At 33.2% G+C, this 18,023-nt stretch carries 17 protein-coding genes; 5 read left to right on the top strand and 12 right to left on the bottom strand.

The annotated features are described in order from the left end of the window. Positions 1-33: 33 nt before the first annotated feature. Together ACRBBL_RS02540 and ACRBBL_RS02535 are read right to left on the bottom strand one after the other, a co-directional pair. Complete coding sequence (locus tag ACRBBL_RS02540) at positions 34-900, bottom strand: sugar-transfer associated ATP-grasp domain-containing protein (protein WP_431367469.1); 867 nt, start codon at positions 898-900, stop codon at positions 34-36. A gap of 182 nt (positions 901-1,082) precedes the next feature. Next, complete coding sequence (locus ACRBBL_RS02535) at positions 1,083-2,657, bottom strand: 7TM domain-containing protein (RefSeq protein ID WP_431367468.1); 1,575 nt, start codon at positions 2,655-2,657, stop codon at positions 1,083-1,085. A gap of 414 nt (positions 2,658-3,071) precedes the next feature. Here ACRBBL_RS02535 and ACRBBL_RS02530 point away from each other — a divergent pair, with 414 nt between their 5' ends. Genes ACRBBL_RS02530 through ACRBBL_RS02520 form a run of 3 tightly spaced genes read left to right on the top strand, consistent with a single transcriptional unit; the run spans position 3,072 to position 6,930 of the window. Further along, positions 3,072-3,590, top strand: a complete 519-nt coding sequence (locus ACRBBL_RS02530) for an RNA polymerase sigma factor (protein ID WP_431367467.1) — start codon at positions 3,072-3,074, stop codon at positions 3,588-3,590. Between the two features lie 56 nt (positions 3,591-3,646). Beyond that, positions 3,647-4,582: a FecR family protein gene (locus ACRBBL_RS02525; RefSeq protein WP_431367466.1), complete on the top strand. Its 936-nt coding sequence runs from the start codon at positions 3,647-3,649 to the stop codon at positions 4,580-4,582. Further along, positions 4,582-6,930 carry a TonB-dependent receptor plug domain-containing protein gene (locus ACRBBL_RS02520; RefSeq protein ID WP_431367465.1) on the top strand — a complete coding sequence of 783 codons (2,349 nt, stop codon included), beginning with the start codon at positions 4,582-4,584 and terminating at the stop codon, positions 6,928-6,930. The genes ACRBBL_RS02525 and ACRBBL_RS02520 overlap by 1 nt, the downstream gene beginning before the upstream one ends. Before the next feature lie 229 nt (positions 6,931-7,159). On the opposite strand, the gene ACRBBL_RS02515 is transcribed toward ACRBBL_RS02520, so the two are convergent. Further along, entirely contained in the window at positions 7,160-7,450 is a 291-nt protein-coding gene (locus ACRBBL_RS02515; protein WP_431367464.1) for a hypothetical protein, read from the bottom strand. Positions 7,451-7,615: 165 nt separating this feature from the next. Here ACRBBL_RS02515 and ACRBBL_RS02510 point away from each other — a divergent pair, with 165 nt between their 5' ends. Further along, on the top strand, positions 7,616-8,212 hold the full coding sequence (locus ACRBBL_RS02510; protein ID WP_431367463.1) for a transferase hexapeptide repeat family protein: 597 nt from the start codon (positions 7,616-7,618) through the stop codon (positions 8,210-8,212). Here ACRBBL_RS02510 and ACRBBL_RS02505 read toward each other — a convergent pair whose 3' ends face one another. The 9 genes from ACRBBL_RS02505 to ACRBBL_RS02465 all read right to left on the bottom strand — a co-directional run bounded on the left by ACRBBL_RS02505 (position 8,213) and on the right by ACRBBL_RS02465 (position 16,408). Further along, the gene (locus ACRBBL_RS02505; protein WP_431367462.1) at positions 8,213-9,166 is read right to left on the bottom strand and encodes an ATP-grasp domain-containing protein; all 954 of its coding nucleotides are present in this window, start codon (positions 9,164-9,166) and stop codon (positions 8,213-8,215) included. A 16-nt stretch (positions 9,167-9,182) separates the two neighbouring features. After that, complete coding sequence (locus ACRBBL_RS02500) at positions 9,183-9,950, bottom strand: hypothetical protein (RefSeq protein WP_431367461.1); 768 nt, start codon at positions 9,948-9,950, stop codon at positions 9,183-9,185. Next, positions 9,943-10,440: a DUF922 domain-containing protein gene (locus tag ACRBBL_RS02495; RefSeq protein ID WP_431367460.1), complete on the bottom strand. Its 498-nt coding sequence runs from the start codon at positions 10,438-10,440 to the stop codon at positions 9,943-9,945. Before ACRBBL_RS02495 ends, ACRBBL_RS02500 begins: the two co-directional genes overlap by 8 nt. A gap of 290 nt (positions 10,441-10,730) precedes the next feature. Beyond that, complete coding sequence (locus ACRBBL_RS02490) at positions 10,731-11,141, bottom strand: VOC family protein (protein ID WP_431367459.1); 411 nt, start codon at positions 11,139-11,141, stop codon at positions 10,731-10,733. 42 nt (positions 11,142-11,183) lie between these two features. Beyond that, entirely contained in the window at positions 11,184-12,302 is a 1,119-nt protein-coding gene (locus tag ACRBBL_RS02485; RefSeq protein WP_431367458.1) for an aminotransferase class I/II-fold pyridoxal phosphate-dependent enzyme, read from the bottom strand. Between the two features lie 7 nt (positions 12,303-12,309). Then, positions 12,310-13,257 (bottom strand): hypothetical protein, encoded by a 948-nt coding sequence (locus tag ACRBBL_RS02480; protein ID WP_431367457.1) that lies wholly within the window; start codon positions 13,255-13,257, stop codon positions 12,310-12,312. Beyond that, a complete protein-coding gene (locus ACRBBL_RS02475; protein ID WP_431367456.1) occupies positions 13,238-14,206 on the bottom strand; it encodes a pyridoxal-phosphate dependent enzyme in 969 nt (322 codons plus the stop codon). Before ACRBBL_RS02475 ends, ACRBBL_RS02480 begins: the two co-directional genes overlap by 20 nt. Then, positions 14,203-15,681 carry a M28 family peptidase gene (locus ACRBBL_RS02470; protein WP_431367455.1) on the bottom strand — a complete coding sequence of 493 codons (1,479 nt, stop codon included), beginning with the start codon at positions 15,679-15,681 and terminating at the stop codon, positions 14,203-14,205. The genes ACRBBL_RS02475 and ACRBBL_RS02470 overlap by 4 nt, the downstream gene beginning before the upstream one ends. A gap of 250 nt (positions 15,682-15,931) precedes the next feature. Beyond that, positions 15,932-16,408: an Lrp/AsnC family transcriptional regulator gene (locus tag ACRBBL_RS02465; RefSeq protein ID WP_431367454.1), complete on the bottom strand. Its 477-nt coding sequence runs from the start codon at positions 16,406-16,408 to the stop codon at positions 15,932-15,934. A 192-nt stretch (positions 16,409-16,600) separates the two neighbouring features. On the opposite strand from ACRBBL_RS02465, the gene ACRBBL_RS02460 reads away from it, so the two are divergent. After that, positions 16,601-17,908, top strand: a complete 1,308-nt coding sequence (locus tag ACRBBL_RS02460; protein WP_431367453.1) for a dihydrolipoamide acetyltransferase family protein — start codon at positions 16,601-16,603, stop codon at positions 17,906-17,908. Positions 17,909-18,023: the final 115 nt, after the last annotated feature.

The following is an 18,023-nucleotide window of genomic DNA, read 5'->3' as shown; positions in this document are numbered from 1 at the left end:
TTGTTTTTATTTTTTTTAAAGATTTGATAAGTATTATTCTAACAATCCTTTCATCCCAACCTTATTCGCCATTTGAATGCCCAAACCTGGGCGCACATTAATTTCCATAATCAACGGCCCTAAAGTTTTGTCAATCACAATATCGACGCCTAAATACTGCAAGGGAAAATGTGTAGCGGTTTGTTTAGAAATCTCTAAAATAGCTTTCCAATGCGGAATCTTTTTGCCTTTAATTTGGTTGCCATTATCTGGATGCACATCGTGATATTTGCTTCCATCATGCGCTTGTAGCAATTCTCCTTTTTGCATATCAATTCCTATACCCAAACCACCTTGGTGTAAATTTGCTTTTCCTTCCGAAATGTCTGTTGGAATACGAAGCATAGAAATAATAGGTTTTCCGTTGAGTAAAATCACTCGAAAATCGGGAACACCTTCTGGGTAAATTTCATGGAAAAACGGATGTGGTTCTATGCAGGCTTCTATCAATACATGATCGTCTGAACCTAAAGAAAAATAGCCCATAATAATATTTGCCATGTGTATAAAAATAGATTTTTCAGAACATAGTTTGCCATTGCTATACCAACTATTCTCTTTTTTAGATAAAATCTTAATGCCGCCACCACCGCTTCCATTGGCAGGTTTTACGGCTATTTTTGAATACTGTTGAATACTTTTCCAAGCGGGAACAATATCTCCAATGCGTTCAATTACAGCATAGGTTTTTGCACAAGGAATATCGTAAGTTTCTAAAATGTTTTTTGTGAGTACTTTATCGTCCGCCAATTTATAATGTTTGCGTTGATTGTTTGGGTAAATTAAGGATACATTACGTTCATTAATTCCCATTGTTTCGAAGTTGTTGTGTAGACTTTTCTTGAAAAAATTTTTAAACATAGCTTTGTTTTTTTTATTCCTGTATGAACAAGAACTTGTTAGTGTTCAAGTAAATCTCGATACATTCTGAAACGTATTTCAGAACACCCAATCTGACGTTTAGGTTTTCTAGGTAAGTAGCATCGTCATTTCGAGTCATTTTTCGTAGAAAAATAATATCGAGAAGTACTTTGAATCTCATATTAATTGTTGCTAAAAATCAATCGTTTAAAACGGAAATATTCTGTAATGCGAAGCCCAATCCACTTTCCTAATAGTAAATTGATTAGTAAGCATAAGAATATGATTTCGGGGAAAATTAACACTAAGGTTTGTAAGGTTGCTGAGGCAAAAACGAAATAACAAGCAGCAGTTGCTATTAAGGTTTGTCCAATAGTACTAGAAGCTTTTTTATAACCATCTTCTTCAATAGCACGTGCAAAACGTTCGGACATAATTACAATTACGATAATTGGGAAAAATGATAATTTAATCAACCAAGAAATCTCAAAATACAATCCAATAGAGATTAACAGTAATATGCTAATAACAGTGATGGTTAATAACACAACTATTTTTGGTGTGTATAACAATTCCCAGCGATTGAGCGGAATGGAAAATAAAGCAATCAATCCTGTAATGCATAGGAAAAGACCAATTCCCGAAAAGAATCCAATCGTACTTAAGGTATATGCAATTAACACAGGTAAAAAGATACCGTAGGTTTTTAAGCCAACTACATTTTTAAGCAATGCAATTAACAATCCAGCTAATGGTAATAGCAATAAAAAACCAAGTACTTTTTTTGGAATGATTCCGCTTTCAGATAGTTTGATAAATGTAAAAGGATTGTTTTGTAAAGTTGTATACGTATCCGAATTGATAAACGGAACGTGCGCTACTTTTTGAATCGTATAATTATAATCAAACAAAATGTCTTTTGTATGTGTAATCAACGGACGATCGCCAGTATAAAGTTCTAAATAATTCGCAGGCAAATACGCAAAATGACCATTTAGCACATCAAACGGAACCCATTTTTCTTGGATAAATACTTCTGTCCATAAATGTGAAATTCTTTTCTGAGTATCTTCTAAAATTAATCCGCCTTTTAGTCTTGCAGGAATTCCTTGATTTCGACACAAAGCCACAAACAATCGCGCTTTTCCATTGCAAGAAGCTAAATTTTGTTCCAATGCATTCAATGCACTTGTACGCTGTTTAATTGGTGCTGACGGAATGTTATACACATACGTATACAACGAAGTAATACTACTTTTTAAATCCTGTGAATTTATAGTTAACCTATTTGCTAAGGTGTTAATTTTTGGATGAAAAACCTCAATATGTGTTTCTTCTAAAAGATACTTTTCATCAACAGTATTTGTTGTTGGTCTTGATAAATTATCTGCAATAACATATTTAATAGCTTTTCCTTTAAACGTAAACGCATATTGTATAGTGTGAAATTTTTTCTTTTGTGTGGTTCGCCAAATACCACGATTATTTAGTGCTTCTTTATGTGTAGAAAACGAAATATTAGTAGCTTGTTGAGAAGCATTCGTAATTCTTTGTCGTTCATTATCTTGTGGAAGATATGACTTCACAAACATGGAATCTTTCCCTTTAAAATAAAAGTCATAAGAGACTTTATACATTTCTTTTGGAAGAAACTCTTCATACGATTTTGATATTGGGCGCAACTTAAAGCTCATAGAAATGATCGAGAAAAATAAAAGAATTGCCAGTACAATTGTTAAACTCTTTGGTCTGCTCATAAATAATTGTATTCGTGGATTTATGAGACAAACAGGAATAGTAAAATTTACCCCATGTTTTGTTTTTATTTTTTCTGAAAGAATCAAGAATCTGGATCGCTTTGCTTTTGGATTCAAGACTTTAACAAAACGTCACTTCGAGTGATTTTTCGCAAAAAAATAGTATCGAGAAGTACCTTGAACCGTTTTGGTTTAAAGCGTGCAATCAAGTAGATTTCGATACAAATTTGTTACATTTCGATAGCTACACTAGGTATTTTTAAATCAAAAATATTTGAATCTCAATAATGCTCAATGTGACACAAATTCACTCGATCTGACAATTTGGAATTTTGTATCGAGACAAAAATGAACATTACTAGAAGGTTCTTATAAAAAAACTATATTTACAATATCAATACTGAGAATACTCTTATGCAAAAAATCTTCACGAATGTTTGTGACGAACATGTTTTTAAAAACGTGTTTACGAAACAATTCGCTACGGTTCGAAATTTCATTTACATTAAATGTAAAGATGAAGCGCAGGCGGAAGATTTAACGCAGGATGCTTTTGTGAAACTTTGGAAAAACTGTGCAAAAGTTTCTCCTGAAAAAGCAGTTTCTTTTTTATTTACAGTAGTTAAGAATGCATATTTTAATATTTACGAACATCAAAAAGTAGTTTTAAAATATAAGCAAGTCAAAAAAAGCAATATAGAGATTGAAGATCCTGATTTTGTATTGAGAGAAAAAGAATTTCAGCAGCAATTAAATGATGCTATCAATGCTTTGTCAGAAAAACAGCGTGAAGTTTTTTTACTCAACAGAATCGAAAAAAAGAAGTACAAAGAAATAGCAGAAATACTAGGAATTTCGGTTAAATCGGTGGAAACCAGAATGCAACGTGCATTGATCCAATTACGAACCAGTATAAAAAATTACAAACTCTAATATGGGTTTTTTTTCAACAAAGCGGTTATAAAGATATAACCCTAAATAAATAGCGTATGCAACAGAATTATGACGATAACTTTTTAGCACGTTGGATGGCAGGTGAATTGACCGCATCTGAACTTGTTGAATTTCAGAAATCTGAAGACTATGTTGAGTATGCAAAAATTATTGATACGCTAGATACAGCTTCTTTTTCTGAACCTAATTTGGAAGCAAACTATGCTGCTTTTCAAGAAAAGATTCAAAACGAATCAAAATCCAAAACCATTGAAGAAACACCTAGCAAAGTAAAACGACTCATTCCAAGATGGGCTTATGCTGCAGCTGCGGCTTGTGTATTGCTTTTTGTAGGTTATACATTTATGTTTCAGGAAACAATCTACACGACTGAAATAGCAGAACAAACAGAGTTTAAGCTTCCCGACGATTCTGAGGTACGATTGAACGCTGATTCTGAAATTAATTTTACAAAATTCAACTGGGAAAACAATCGAACACTAAGTTTAAAAGGAGAAGCTTTTTTCAAAGTCAAAAAAGGTGCAACATTCACGGTACACTCAAATCAAGGTGAAGTCACGGTTTTGGGAACACAATTTTCTGTAAATTCGAGAGTTGATGTATATATGGTGAAATGTTATGAAGGGAAAGTTCAAGTACAATTGGAAAACAATAAAACTTTTATTTTAACCAAAGGAAAAGCAATTACACTACAAAAAGGAAAACTTGAAGAGTATACTATTTTTGAATCGACACCAGAATGGCTTTCTGACGAAAGTTCTTTTTATAACATACACATTAAAGAAGTTGTGGCAGAATTGGAACGTCAATATGGTATAAAAATAACAGGAAAAGAACATTTAAAAGATGTTTATTTTTCGGGAAGATTCACACATGAAAACATAAATCAAGCTGTGAAAACTGTATTTAAAGCGATGAAAATTCCATACACCATCACTCAAGAAAAAACTATTGAAATTCGTCCACATTAATGAAAAAAATCGTTGCATTTTACTTTTGTTTATTTGTGTTGGTTACAAATGCACAAGAACAAAAAATACAATACAATGAAGAACCGTTAACGGATGTAATTCGCGATTTAGAACAGCGTTTTCAAGTACGTTTCTCATACAATACAGCAATTCTTCAAGATGTTTCTATTACATATACAGGGCAAACGACATTGTCAGCAATGCTTTCATTTATAAGAGATAAAGGACAAGTAGAAATTACAGAAATTGATGCGGAAAACTTTATCATTACAGAAGCCGCTTTTAACGAAAATACAAGTCAATACAGTTTAGATGAAGTTGTAATTGTCTCTGAATATGTTACTTCAGGATTTGATCAAAATAAAGAGAATAAAGCAATTACATTGCAACCGAAAAAGTTAAATGTTTTAGCAGGATTGACAGAACCTGATATTTTACAAAGCTTACAACGAATTCCAGGAATTGGAAGTCCAACAGAATCTGCTCGTTTGCACATACGAGGAGGAACGCCAGATCAAAATTTATTATTATTTGATGGAATTACAGTGTATCATGGAGGGCATTTTTTTGGGATGATTTCTCCCTTTAATCCTTATATTACAGAAAGAGTTGATGTTTTTAGAAGCGGAGCTAGCGCGGTTTATGGATCTCGTGTGGCAGGTATTATAGATATGAAATCTTTTGAACATGTACCTGAAGAATTTACGGGAAGTATTGGTTCTACAGCAATTCATTCGGATGCTTTTGTAAAGTTTCCGATCATAAAAGACAAATTGGGCATTGTGCTATCTGGAAGAAGATCTTTAACGGATGTTTGGAATTCTTTTACATATAATTCATTAAGTGATAGAGTTTTTCAGCACACTAAAATTGAGGAAGTCAATAATGTACGAGTTGAAGAAGAACTCGTTATTTTGGAAGATAAGTTTTATTACACAGATTTTTTTGGAAAGATAATATTCAAACCAAATGAAAATCATAAAATAAGTGTAAGTGGTCTTTTGATTAATAATGACTTAAATCATGCCAGTAGTGATGAAGAAAATGAAGGTTCGTCAGACAAACTAAAACTACAAAACAATGGCGTAAGTTTTCATTGGAAAGCGCAGTACGGAGACTCATGGAAAACAGATTTGAAATTGCATTACTCTAAATACGATTCTAAGTATCGTTTTCGAGAGTTTAATGGTTTAGAAGACACAAGATTATATGTTAACGGAAATAGTATAGACGACATAGGAGGTGTCATTAGCGCAAGTTATCATCCAAACAAAAATCACAAATTTAATTTTGGATACGATCTCACAAAATATCGAGTTACGTATGATATTATAGATTTTGAAGACAATATTTCTATTAATGAAGTTGTAAATAATAGAAAACGAGTTCACAGTGGATTTGCTGAATACACTTTTAAAAATGATGATTGGTATTTTAGAGCAGGAATACGAGGAAATTATTTTGATAATCTGAATGATTTTTACCTAGAACCTAGAGTGTATGGAGAGTATTCTTTTTATGAGAATTGGAAACTAAAAGCCTCAGCGGAAATCAGAAATCAAGGAATAAGTCAATTACTATCTTTTGAGTTTGACGAATTGGGACTCAATAATAAAATATGGGCATTAACTGATGAAGATGATATTCCGGTACTATCCAACAAACAAATTACTTCGGGTGTGCAGTTTGCCGATCGTGGATGGAAAATAGATGTGGAAGGATACTATAAACGCATAGATGGATTGTCTTCTTATACAAAAGGATTTAGACCCGTAAATCAAGGAGGAGAAGATTATGCTACAGGGAGCAGCACAGTTTTTGGGGTAGATATATTGGTGAAAAAAAGAATCAAAAAAATGAGCCTTTGGTTGGGATATTCCTTAAGTCAAAACGATTTTCGATTTCCAGAATTACAAGAAGGGAAGTTTTATGGAAATTTTGACCAAAAACACGTACTCTCTTTTTCAAGTACTTTTAACTACAAAAAAATTCAGTTTGCTTTAGGTTGGCAATATACTACGGGAAAACCCTTTACGGAAGCAACAGGAATTACAGAATTGCAAAACGATGATGGAAGTACAGATTTTGATATTACTTATGGAGATTTAAACAACAAAAGACTTCCTGCTTATCATCGATTAGACGCAAGTGTGATGTATGATTTCTATTTTCACAAAGAAAAAAATACAAAAGCACGTTTTGGAATTTCGGTTATCAACCTATACAATCGTGAAAACGAAATTGATAAATTATATAGAATAGAAGGCGACACCACACAACAACTGACAGCACAAACCGACATCGGATTGGGTACAACCTTAAATATGGTATTTCGAGTGAGTTTTTAGATTCTTTTGAATGTCATTATGAGAATAGTTTAGAATTTAAAAGTAGTTCTTGATACAATTTTTATTTCCGCTTCGCTACATAAAAATCACTCGAACTGACGTTTTATATTTAATTGTCATTCCTGCGTAGGCAGGAATCTATTGTGCTATGAAGTGGATTCCGCAACAAGTACGGAATGACAAGCATCTCAATTAGCACTAGCAATATCTCACAACTTACCACTTCAATTCAATCAATATATAAAATGCTTTTCTTAGGAATGGTAATGCCTTGCTTTAACACAACAAAATCAGTAGTAACTGCCCAAATAGTAGTATTTACTTGCATCAATTGATTTGTATGGTCTTTGAAATAAATTGTGACTTTATTTTTTAATAGGTTTCCTAATTTTGTTGCTCGATTCAAATAATAAGATCTTAAATTTCTATTTCTAGGGTTTTTTAAAATTTCTGTTTTAGAAAATTTTAATGTAGGAATATCTTCTTTTTGGATGATACAAGATGGTGTTGTGTAATTCATAGCTTTTTCAATTTTATAGTAAGGTAGTAGTAAATTCAACTCTAAAACTTACATGAAATTGTGCTATTTGTAGAAATTTAACAAAAACACGTATCTCTTAATGATTTGAAAATACAGTATCTTTACGTCTCAATACTCATTGCTAAAACCTCAATACTAATCAGTATGATTTACGAATTCAAAGGATACATACCAGTTGTACATGAAAGTAGTTTTGTACATCCGTTAGCGGCTGTTACGGGAAATGTAATTATTGGGAAAGATTGCTATATAGGACCTGGCGCGGCCATTCGTGGCGATTGGGGAGAAATCATCTTAGAAGATGGCGTAAATGTGCAGGAAAATTGTACTGTGCACATGTTTCCAGGAAAATCAATTGTATTGAAAGAAAGTGCGCATATTGGTCATGGCGCTATTATTCACGGTGCAAATATTGGCAGAAATGTCCTTGTCGGAATGAACACCGTAATTATGGACGATGCTGAAATTGGCGATGAAAGTATTATTGGCGCAATGGCGTTTGTAAAAGCAAAAACGGTGATTCCGAAACGTAGTTTGGTGGTTGGAAATCCTGCAAAAGTCATCAAGCAAGTGAGCGATGAAATGATTGCTTGGAAAACCAAAGGAACACAGTTGTATCAACAATTACCAAAAGACTGTTATGATACCTTGCGCGAAGTAGAACCGTTACGTGAAGTTCCAAAAGAACGTCCAACACAAGAAGCGTTTTATGATACCTTGCGCGATTTTATGGGGAAATGATTATACTTCTAACATCCGCAACACAGCTTTCTCATAAATCGCCTTCACACGATCATATTCCTGCGGACTATTATTTAAAAAGTGTTCAATCATTACGCCCGAATTAATTTCCAAGACATAAAATTCGCCCGAAGTCGTTTCAATAATATCTACCGAACAGAATCGAATATTAATCGAATTTGCAGCTTTAATTGCAAGTGCTGAAATGGTTTCATTCGCTATAATTTCTGCCTCAGCGCCTTCACCCAAATTACTTTTCCAGTTGACTTCTATAATTTCCCCTTTCGGCGGAATGTCACTAAAATTACGAGTTGTTTTCTCAGAAAAAGTAGTAATCGCAGCGTTTAAAGTTTCGCCTGAAAATTTAGTTTGCAGTAATTCTAAAATGGTTGCAGTACCATCAGCAGTTACAAAAGGAATATTTTTTTGATACAACAATTCAACTTCACCATCTAAAATGACAGCTCTGTATTCTTTCTTAATAGCATAAAAAGGAGACAAACAAATACTTCTATGTTTTGAGAAAAGTGTGTGAATTGCTTGTTCGAGTTGCGTCACGGTTTTTACCATAAACACACCATTTCCGCCAGTTCCATCTACAGGTTTGCACACAATATGTTGATCGTTCTCGTTGAAAAATTGTAAGATATGTTGCCAATTTCCAATACTACCAACATACTTTTCCATGCTTGGATTTAAAAATAATTGATGACTTACGGTGGCAACATTTGCAGCTTCTAACAAATCGGAAGCAGCACTTTTATCGCCCGCAATCATTTTTGACGTGGAAGAATTGAGTTCAAAATTATAGCCAAAAATATGTTTATGAATTCCGTTCTTAGATAATTTCAATATCCAATCATACGAAAATGATTCAATATCAATTCCATGATCGTTAGCAATATCATATACAATACGAACTAAATTTCGTTTGCTGTTGGAAATAGTGGGCATAAATACGAATTCGATATTAGTTAACTTCTTTTTGTTTCTTACGATTCATGTTTTCAATAAGTAGCTCGTTTAAATTGCTAAGCTCAGATTTAATAGGAGCAACTTTTGTTTTCTTCAACATTAAATCAACTTTTCTTTTAACATTACTAAAATCTGCTTCAGGATAACGATTAATCAATTTTGTAAAATAGGTTTTAATTCCTTCGGCATATATTTGTTGTCCTTTTTCGGAAAATCGTTTTTCTTCATTTACATAATCCAAGTAATTTGTGAAATTCTTCACAAGGATATTAACGTTTGAATCTGTTGTGGCTTTTACTTCATCTGAATTTGGGTCATCTGAATTCACTCTAATTTCTTCATTTCCGAGTTCAAAATAACGAAGTTGTAAATCCAATCCAAAATGATATACCGCAAGCATTTCCTTATCGTAGATATAATTATCTTTTCTATCCAATTCAGTATAGACAGAATTTAAAAGTCGCCAGCTCTTAAAAAATGCTTCAGCAGCTTCATTTTTATAGCTTATTCCTAGTTCTTTATCTCCTAAGACTACGGTAAAATTTTGTCTATCCGTAAGTTTCTCAACAATCAATCGTGTTTCAGGATCGTCTAATGTTGGAAGTTTTTCATCTGATTTGTAACCAAACTTTAATTCATTCACAACTGCTTCATAATCTTTAATGTCCCAATAGCGTTTACTCAAAGGAAAACGTTCTTCTGTTTCGCAATTTGTTAAGGTAATACAGGCTAAAGCACATAAGAAAATCTTAATCTTATTCATTCAATTTTATTTTTGGTTCTTTAAATCTAGTCAATGATTCTAACAAACTATCAACCTCTTTCTGATATCTTTTTTGTTCGCTTAAAACATAGCTGTGAAATGTATCGTAATCATACTTTCTTTGGTATTCGTTTTCAGCTTGAAGCATTTGCGAAATCACATCTTCTATATTTTCTTCTGATGGATTTTGCAAAGTTACTAGTTTGGCTTTTATTTTTCGAACGTAGAGTTCAGTAATTTTTATATGATATTTTTCATGTGTGAGCAATTCTTTACTGTTTGAATGCGTGTTATATACATACGATCGCGATGGATGAAATAACGAAATAATACTCACAGAATCTTTTTCGATATCAGTCTCTATAGTAGTAACTACATAAGCGAATTGTTTATTGCCATACAATGTTTTTTTGAAAAACTCCAAACCACGAAAATTCTCAAACGTAATCTTATCAATCTTATCATACGTTAATGGACTTTCGTAATTCAAGTAATTTGTGTGATTTAATGTAAACACTATTCCGACAAGAAAAACTAGAGTGACAAATGTATATTTCAAAAACTTCTTTAATCTTCTAAAAGGTTTTTTAGTGTCTTTTTTATATTCTTTGAAAGCCAAATATGAATGATAAAAAAGAGGTGAGAGGTACACTAAAAATGCCAGTATGATGATAAGTTTTGGATTCATTTATAGGTTTCCGATTAAAATACAATTATATGTGTATTATAAGTCAAAAATGTTACAAATGGTGCGTCAAATAAGAAAATATTGCTTATTTACTAATCATAAAACGCATCTTCGTCCACGACCAATGTCGTCAACTCTACATCATGTCCGTCTAAATCTTTTGTGTATATAGAATGAAAATAATGATGATCTTTAAAAATGTAATCAAGACCTAAATTCTCATAATGTTTTCGTGCTTTTGCAAAAGCTTCATTACTCACTTGAAATGCAAAATGATCAATTTTTACATTCTTGGAAGTCGCTTCAAGTTTTGGATCATCAGTATTTGCTGGAAACAAAGCAATTCCTGTTTTGCCAGATAACATAAAAATAGGAAAGTCGCCCCATTTTTCGAGTTGATAACGTTTTAATCCTAATACTTTCTCATACCAAGCCACTGAAGCATCCATATCTTTCACGAGGATTGCTACATGATCTAAAAAGTCTAATTTAAAATCTACCATAGCTGCAAATTACGAATAATAAACATGCTATGGTAGTACTATTTATAAATCAAATCGTTCTTTCAAGGCTTGTTTTACACGTTCCAAACCTTCTAAAATATAGGTTTTGCGTTCTCCGATTCCGATTCTAAAATGATGATCCATTCCGTAGCAATCTCCAGCCAAAATAAATACGCTCTTTTCTGTACGTAGCCATTCTGCCAATTCGGTAGAGTTGATATCTAAATTATATTTTATAAATAACATTCCACCAGCTTTCGGAGCTGTATATTCAAACAAATCGCCATATTGATCTAACCATGCTTTTACAGCAATCAGGTTTTCATTCAGCATTGTTCTATTTCGGGTTAAAATCTCTTGTCTTTTTTCAGGACGTAAAGCAATTTCTCCGATATAGTGACTCATAATTCCAGCTGTAATAGACGTGTAATCATGATATGCCCAAGTATCAGCAATCAAATTTTCTGGACCTACCAGCCAACCCAAACGTAATCCTGGTAAAGCGTAGGCTTTTGACAATCCGCCATTCACCATTACTTTATCATACATGCCCACAAAACTTTCAATCGTTTTCCCATTCAATTCTGCACCTCTATATACTTCATCACAATACACCCAAGCATCAACACTTTTAGCGATAGCAACAATTTCTTGCATTTCTTCATTTGTAAGCGTATAACCTGTTGGATTATTAGGATTACAAAGCGCAATCATTTTTGTTTTCGGTGTAACCAACGATTTCAACTCTGCTAAATCAGGTTTCCATTCATTGTCTTCTCTTAAATGGAATGCTTTTGGAAAACAACCCATTTCTTCTGCAATTCCCCAAATTTGCATATAATTTGGAACCATCATTACAACTTCATCTCCTTTTTCTAAAAGTGTGTGACAGGCAATAAAATTAGCTTCCGATGAACCATTCGTTACCAATACACTTTCTTCATTTGCGCCATGATACATAGCACTTATTCTTTTTCGTAAAGGAATAGAACCATTGGTTTGTCCGTAGCCTAAAACAGTGTTGGTAAGTGTATCTATTTGCTCTTTATCTAACAATTCGTTTAATGTATATGGATGGAATCCACTTTCCGTTAAATTATAATCAACGGTGTTTTCGAATAACGACTGTACTCTTTCTAGTTCAAAAATTGGAATATTCATAGTAATTTTAGTTTTTAAAATTTGTGTACATTGCTTTGGCGATCATCATATCTTGTACGGCAACACCAGTTAAGTCTACAATACTAATTTGTTGTTCATTTGTTCGTTGTAAAGAAGGATTTTGGATAGCTTTTCCAAGTTCTATAACTTTTTCAGGAGCTAATTTTCCATCTTTTACAGCGCGATAAATTTCTCCTCTGCTTTTGCTTTGCGGAATGCTATCTGCAATAACAATGTCTGCCTTAGCGAGTAAATCACTTGAAAGTTCTTGCTTATCTGAAGTGTCAGAACCAACAGCAGTAATATGTGTTCCAGCTAAAATATCTTCAGCATGGAGTAAAGGTATTTCTGAAGGTGTTGTGGTTACAATCAAGTTGGAATGCGCGGCAACTTCTTTTGGAGTTTTTGCAATGTGAATGTCAAAATCAGTTCCTAAATCCGATTTGAATTTAGCTGCGTTTTCTGGAGTTCTTCCCCAAACCCAAACGGTTTTACAAGGTGTATACTTTTGAAGATATTGCAATTGTAACTTGGCTTGAATTCCTGTACCAATAATTCCAATAGCTGAAATTTGTTTTGGTGCAAAATATTTAGCTGCTAAAGCACCAGCCGCAGCTGTGCGGATATCAGTAAGGAAACCTTCATCTAATAAAATTGCAACAGGTTGCCCAGTTTTCTGACTGAACAATAACATCAATCCTTGACTAGATGAAATTCCTAATTTTGGATTATCATAAAAACCCGAAGCGACTTTAATCACATAATAGTCATCATTCTTAATATAACCGTATTTAATATGTGCTTCTCCTTTTGGTTCCTCAAAAATCAATTCGCCAACAGGCGGAACAACAGTATTTCCATTGTTATATGCTATAAAACCTTCTTCCATAGCAGAAACAACATCAATGTTTTGTATAAGTTGTTCTATTTCCTTTTTATGAATAATAGTTGCCATATTTCTGTAGAATTTCCGTTAATAAATTGATGTTTATTTTTTTTCCTGTAAGCACTAAAACGACATTCTTTCCAGCATACTTTTTAGAAGTCAATAATGGAGAAACCGTTAATGCGCAAGCAGGTTCTATAATGGTTTGATGATATTTTACAATAAACGCCAGTGCTTTTTTGATATCTTCTTCTTTAGTGAGTTCAAAGTCAGAAACTAAGTTTTTACAGATATCGAAAGTAATAGCGTCAGTTTCTATTCCGCCAGCAGAAGCATCAGAAATAGTATCTAAACTACTTGGAGGAACAATAGTCCCTTTCTGAACAGAATGATACATTTCTGCGGCATTAACTGGTTGACAACCTATAACGTTTACGGAATCGTTATCAGCGTAATAAGAAGCAATTCCTGAAATTAATCCGCCACCGCCAATAGGAGTTAAAATGGTATCAACCTCTGGAAGCTGCTCTTGAATTTCTAATCCAATAGTTCCTTGTCCTTTTATAATCTCTAAATCATTATATGGATGAATCAGAATGCCGCCAACTTCTTTAGCATGAGTAGTGGCTTTGTTTTCTGTTTCCATACTGTTTTTACCGTAAAAAAACTTTTCTATTGGATAACCGTCCAATGCTTTTACTTTAGCTTCGCTTGTCTGTTCTGGGAGAAATAAAATTCCCTTATAACCGTATTTTTTAGCTGCATGTCCAAAAGCAGCTGCATGATTCCCAGTGGAAGCAGCAACAAAAGGTTTGTCGAATTCTTTTGAATCAATAGTGCTGAGCTTGCTTAAAACACCACGAATTTTAAATGAACCTGTACGTTGCAAATTCTCCATTTTTAAGTACACATTTGCTCCAGAAATATTGCTCAATTCAGTAGAAAAAACCAAAGGCGTTTTGTTGATGTCATTTTTGATAACTTCGTATCTATGTTCTATTTCTTTTTTAGAGATCATGATTTTGAGTTTGGGAATTTTTGATCTATTGATTCAATCGAGGCTTTAATAAGCTTTACCACATTGATATAAAAATCAGGGTTTGTTACTTCGTAATCATCTGTTGCTTTATGATAATCAGGATGATCTTCCTCGCTAAATGTAATATTTGGAATTTCTTTTTGGAAAAAAGGACCATTATCAGAAGAATACATCCAATAGTCTTTTGTTTTGTCATTAGGATCATCATGTCCATAAGAAACAGTGAGTGAACTATTTTTTGCAGCTGTAGCAATAGTTGTTTTAAACTCAGGAAAAGGATAGGTGCCAACTACATAAATTTCATTTTTTGGATTTCTGCTAATCATATCAAAATTGATATTTAGCTTAATGTCTTTTAATGGAATATAAGGTTTGTTTACAAAGGCTTTAGATCCGTGTAAGCCTAATTCCTCTGCATCAAAAGCAGCAAAAACAATAGAATGTTCAGGTTGGTTTTTTGAGAAATGATTTGCTAAAAACAATAAGGCAGAAGTTCCAGAAGCATTATCATCTGCACCATTGTAAATAGTATCATTTACAATTCCTAGATGGTCATAATGTGCGCCAATTACGATATACTTATTAGGGTATGTTTTTCCTTTTACATATCCTACAATATTGATTCCTTCTCTTTCTTTTTTAGTCTTTTCATCTATAAAAGTAAAAGGAATACTATAATTATCTCTTAGTTTTTGAAGTCCAATTTCATTAAAATAACTCGTAATTAAATCTTGAGCTTCTTTATTGTTTCCAGTTCCACGACCTTTAAAAGCATCAGAAGCGAGTTGTTTCTGTGTGTCTAAAAGTTTCGAATATGGATTGGTAGTTACAATATTATACTTTTCAATTTCCTCTATAGTCATCCAATGAATACTATCAGCAGGAGCTGCTTCAAGCGTATACCAATAAAAATCTAGCGGAATATTCATTTCAGTATAATATGCTAAGTATTTTTTATGCTCTTCATGATCTCTTGGGAAATCTAAAGCTACTTGATCGCCACCAGACCAAGAATGAACTCCTAATTTTGCAGTAGGATGCACTGCTCGTTTTTTTCCTGCTAAAAACATATCGGTTCCACCAGAAGCTACCATTCCATTTTCAGGAATATACGTGTTGATATTATTTTTTCGAATCTCTTGAGAAGCAACAAGATTCACTTCGTCATCTATAGAACCTGGAACTTCCTCCATTACCAAGGTTGTAATTTCTGGATTAGCATCGAATGCTTGTTTGATATCTTCTAAAGTATTAGCATAAATAATTCCTTTCATGTAAATGGTGTCTTTGTCAACTTGATTTTCTTTATAATAAAACTCAGCGACTTGCTCACCTTCCATTTTCATTAGAATTCTTTGCCCAAACGCACTAGAGTATAAAACTTGTGGAAAGAAGAATACAATAGCTGCCAAGACGACTATTACGATTACTAGAAAAATGCCTATTTTTTTCATACAATTTAGATTCAAAGTATTAATAATTAGAAATAAAAAAACCTCCGTACACCAAAATCAAATTTTATTGATTTAAGGTATACGGAGGTTTTCCGTAGAAATCTCACTTATCTTTCCAATAGTCTTCCTTAAAGTTGAAAAACAAGTGTGTAATGCGCTGATTACTAAATTTCAATAGTGCAAATATATAAAAAAAAATAAATGACTATAAAATATTTTTTACTTAGGAAGCGAATATGAAGAAGAATTATTAGAGCAAACCTTCCAAATTTAACTGATGTGTTTGCTTTCCTTTTGACAAGGCAATATAGCTTTGAACACTTCCCAAATAAGGTAATAAAGTTAACTTTGTAATAATAAATTTCTCGTATGCTTCTACATCTTCTACAGTCAATTTTAACAAATAATCAAAGTTTCCTGTTACACGATGACATTCTACCACTTCTGGAAAATCATTAATCTGTTTTACAAACTTTTCCAAATAACTACGTGTATGTCCTTGCAAAGTAATTCCAATAAAAACGGTTTGCTTCAATCCCAATTTCTTAGCATTCAATAACGCTACATATTGGTCAATATATCCTTCTTTTTCAAGTTTTTTGATTCTTTCAAAAACAGGAGTAGTGGACATTTGAAGTTCTTCTGCCAAACTTTTGGTGGTACGATTACTATTCTCTTGAAGTAACTTCAAAATCTTAAAATCGATTTGATCTAATCTTAAACTCATAAAGATAAAATTTTCGTATATGCCTTTATAGAAGAACTATAAAAGAATAAAAAGTATTTAAAAAGCTAAAATAAAGAAAAAAACACTGCAAATAAGAATCAGTTGTAGTGTATTAATTCTAATAAGGTTGGAAATAAGTATTTTTGTTCGTTTTTTGCTTCAAAGCAAGAATAAACAGTAAAATACACGCTCATGCCAATAATACCCCTGAAAATGCCCAAAATGGGAGAAAGTATCTCGGAAGCCACAATCATAAGTTGGCTAAAAAATGTTGGAGATACGATTGAAATTGAAGAAACCATTTTAGAAGTAGCAACAGATAAAGTAGATTCTGAAGTGCCATCACCATGTACAGGTGTCATTACCGAAATTCGTTTTCAGCCAAACGATATTGTGCCTGTTGGTGAAATTATTGCGCTAATTGAAGCTTCTGAAATATCGAATATCGAACAGGGAATATCGAATGATGAACTTGAAATTGAAACAGCAAAGGAGCCAAAAGAAAAAACTTCAATCAATTCAGAATCCAAAATTCAACACACTGAATATGTGCGAAATCCTGATGCGTTCTTATCTCCGTTAATTGTAAGCATTGCGAAAAAGGAAAACATGACTATCGAGGAAGTGCAAAGCGTTCCTGGAACAGGTGAAGGTGGACGTATTCGTAAAAGCGATGTATTCAATTACTTAAAAAACAGACAATATCCATTAGCAAGTCGTCCGCAAGCACAACCTAAAGTAACGAAAAGTAGTTACAATCCGCCTCCAATAAAATATGTAGAAGGTCATGACAATGTGGTAGAAATGGATCGCATGCGAAAAATGATCGCCGATCACATGGTGTATTCAAAACACACTTCTCCACACGTTACCGCATACATCGAAATTGATGTAACAAACATGGTAAACTGGCGAAATGCAAACAAAATTCCTTTCCAAGAAAAATACAATCAACGACTTACATTTACACCACTATTTGTAGAAGCGGTTGCAAAAGCGGTTATTGACTTCCCAGGAATCAATGCTTCGGTATCGGAAGATGGAAAGAAAATCATAGAACGTAAAGACATCAACATAGGAATGGCAACTGCGTTACCAAGCGGAAACTTAATTGTTCCTGTGGTAAGAAATGCAGACGAGAAAAACTTAAAAGGTTTGGCTGCTGAGGTAAATCACTTAGCAAATGCTTCTCGCGAAAACAAACTAAAACCTGAAGAAATTCAAGGAAGTACATTCACCATTTCGAATGTAGGAACTTTTGGAAGCTTAATGGGAACACCAATCATCAATCAACCAGAAGTTGCAATTCTAGCACTAGGAATTATCAAAAAACGCCCAGAAGTCATCACAACTGAAAAAGGAGATGAAATTGCTATTCGTAGCATGATGTATCTATCCTTATCATTTGACCATAGAGTCGTTGATGGATATCTTGGCGGATCATTCCTAAGAAAAGTAGGTGATTACCTAGAAGAATTCGATCCGAATAGAAAGATATAGAATTTGAACTCGAATTTGAATTTGAAACTGAACGTCACTTCGAGTGAAATTCTGCAAAAATTTAGTGTCGAGAAGTACTTTGAAATTATAAATGCTGAATGCTGTGTTTTTAAAT

The sequence above is a fragment of the Kordia sp. genome, assembly GCF_050633145.1.
Classification (GTDB): domain Bacteria; phylum Bacteroidota; class Bacteroidia; order Flavobacteriales; family Flavobacteriaceae; genus Kordia.
The sequence above is the reverse complement of the archived record's forward strand: the minus strand, read 5'-3'. Positions and strand labels throughout refer to the sequence as shown.

Excerpts from the sequence above, each read along its gene's own strand:
- ACRBBL_RS02530 (WP_431367467.1), top strand. The coding sequence starts at position 3,072 with ATGCAAAAAATCTTCACGAATGTTTGTGACGAACATGTTTTTAAAAAC.
- ACRBBL_RS02535 (WP_431367468.1), bottom strand. The coding sequence starts at position 2,657 with ATGAGCAGACCAAAGAGTTTAACAATTGTACTGGCAATTCTTTTATTT.
- ACRBBL_RS02525 (WP_431367466.1), top strand. The coding sequence starts at position 3,647 with ATGCAACAGAATTATGACGATAACTTTTTAGCACGTTGGATGGCAGGT.
- ACRBBL_RS02465 (WP_431367454.1), bottom strand. The coding sequence starts at position 16,408 with ATGAGTTTAAGATTAGATCAAATCGATTTTAAGATTTTGAAGTTACTT.
- ACRBBL_RS02500 (WP_431367461.1), bottom strand. The coding sequence starts at position 9,950 with ATGAATAAGATTAAGATTTTCTTATGTGCTTTAGCCTGTATTACCTTA.
- ACRBBL_RS02510 (WP_431367463.1), top strand. The coding sequence starts at position 7,616 with ATGATTTACGAATTCAAAGGATACATACCAGTTGTACATGAAAGTAGT.
- ACRBBL_RS02540 (WP_431367469.1), bottom strand. The coding sequence starts at position 900 with ATGTTTAAAAATTTTTTCAAGAAAAGTCTACACAACAACTTCGAAACA.
- ACRBBL_RS02515 (WP_431367464.1), bottom strand. The coding sequence starts at position 7,450 with ATGAATTACACAACACCATCTTGTATCATCCAAAAAGAAGATATTCCT.
- ACRBBL_RS02460 (WP_431367453.1), top strand. The coding sequence starts at position 16,601 with ATGCCAATAATACCCCTGAAAATGCCCAAAATGGGAGAAAGTATCTCG.
- ACRBBL_RS02470 (WP_431367455.1), bottom strand. The coding sequence starts at position 15,681 with ATGAAAAAAATAGGCATTTTTCTAGTAATCGTAATAGTCGTCTTGGCA.
- ACRBBL_RS02490 (WP_431367459.1), bottom strand. The coding sequence starts at position 11,141 with ATGGTAGATTTTAAATTAGACTTTTTAGATCATGTAGCAATCCTCGTG.
- ACRBBL_RS02505 (WP_431367462.1), bottom strand. The coding sequence starts at position 9,166 with ATGCCCACTATTTCCAACAGCAAACGAAATTTAGTTCGTATTGTATAT.
- ACRBBL_RS02480 (WP_431367457.1), bottom strand. The coding sequence starts at position 13,257 with ATGGCAACTATTATTCATAAAAAGGAAATAGAACAACTTATACAAAAC.
- ACRBBL_RS02485 (WP_431367458.1), bottom strand. The coding sequence starts at position 12,302 with ATGAATATTCCAATTTTTGAACTAGAAAGAGTACAGTCGTTATTCGAA.
- ACRBBL_RS02520 (WP_431367465.1), top strand. The coding sequence starts at position 4,582 with ATGAAAAAAATCGTTGCATTTTACTTTTGTTTATTTGTGTTGGTTACA.
- ACRBBL_RS02475 (WP_431367456.1), bottom strand. The coding sequence starts at position 14,206 with ATGATCTCTAAAAAAGAAATAGAACATAGATACGAAGTTATCAAAAAT.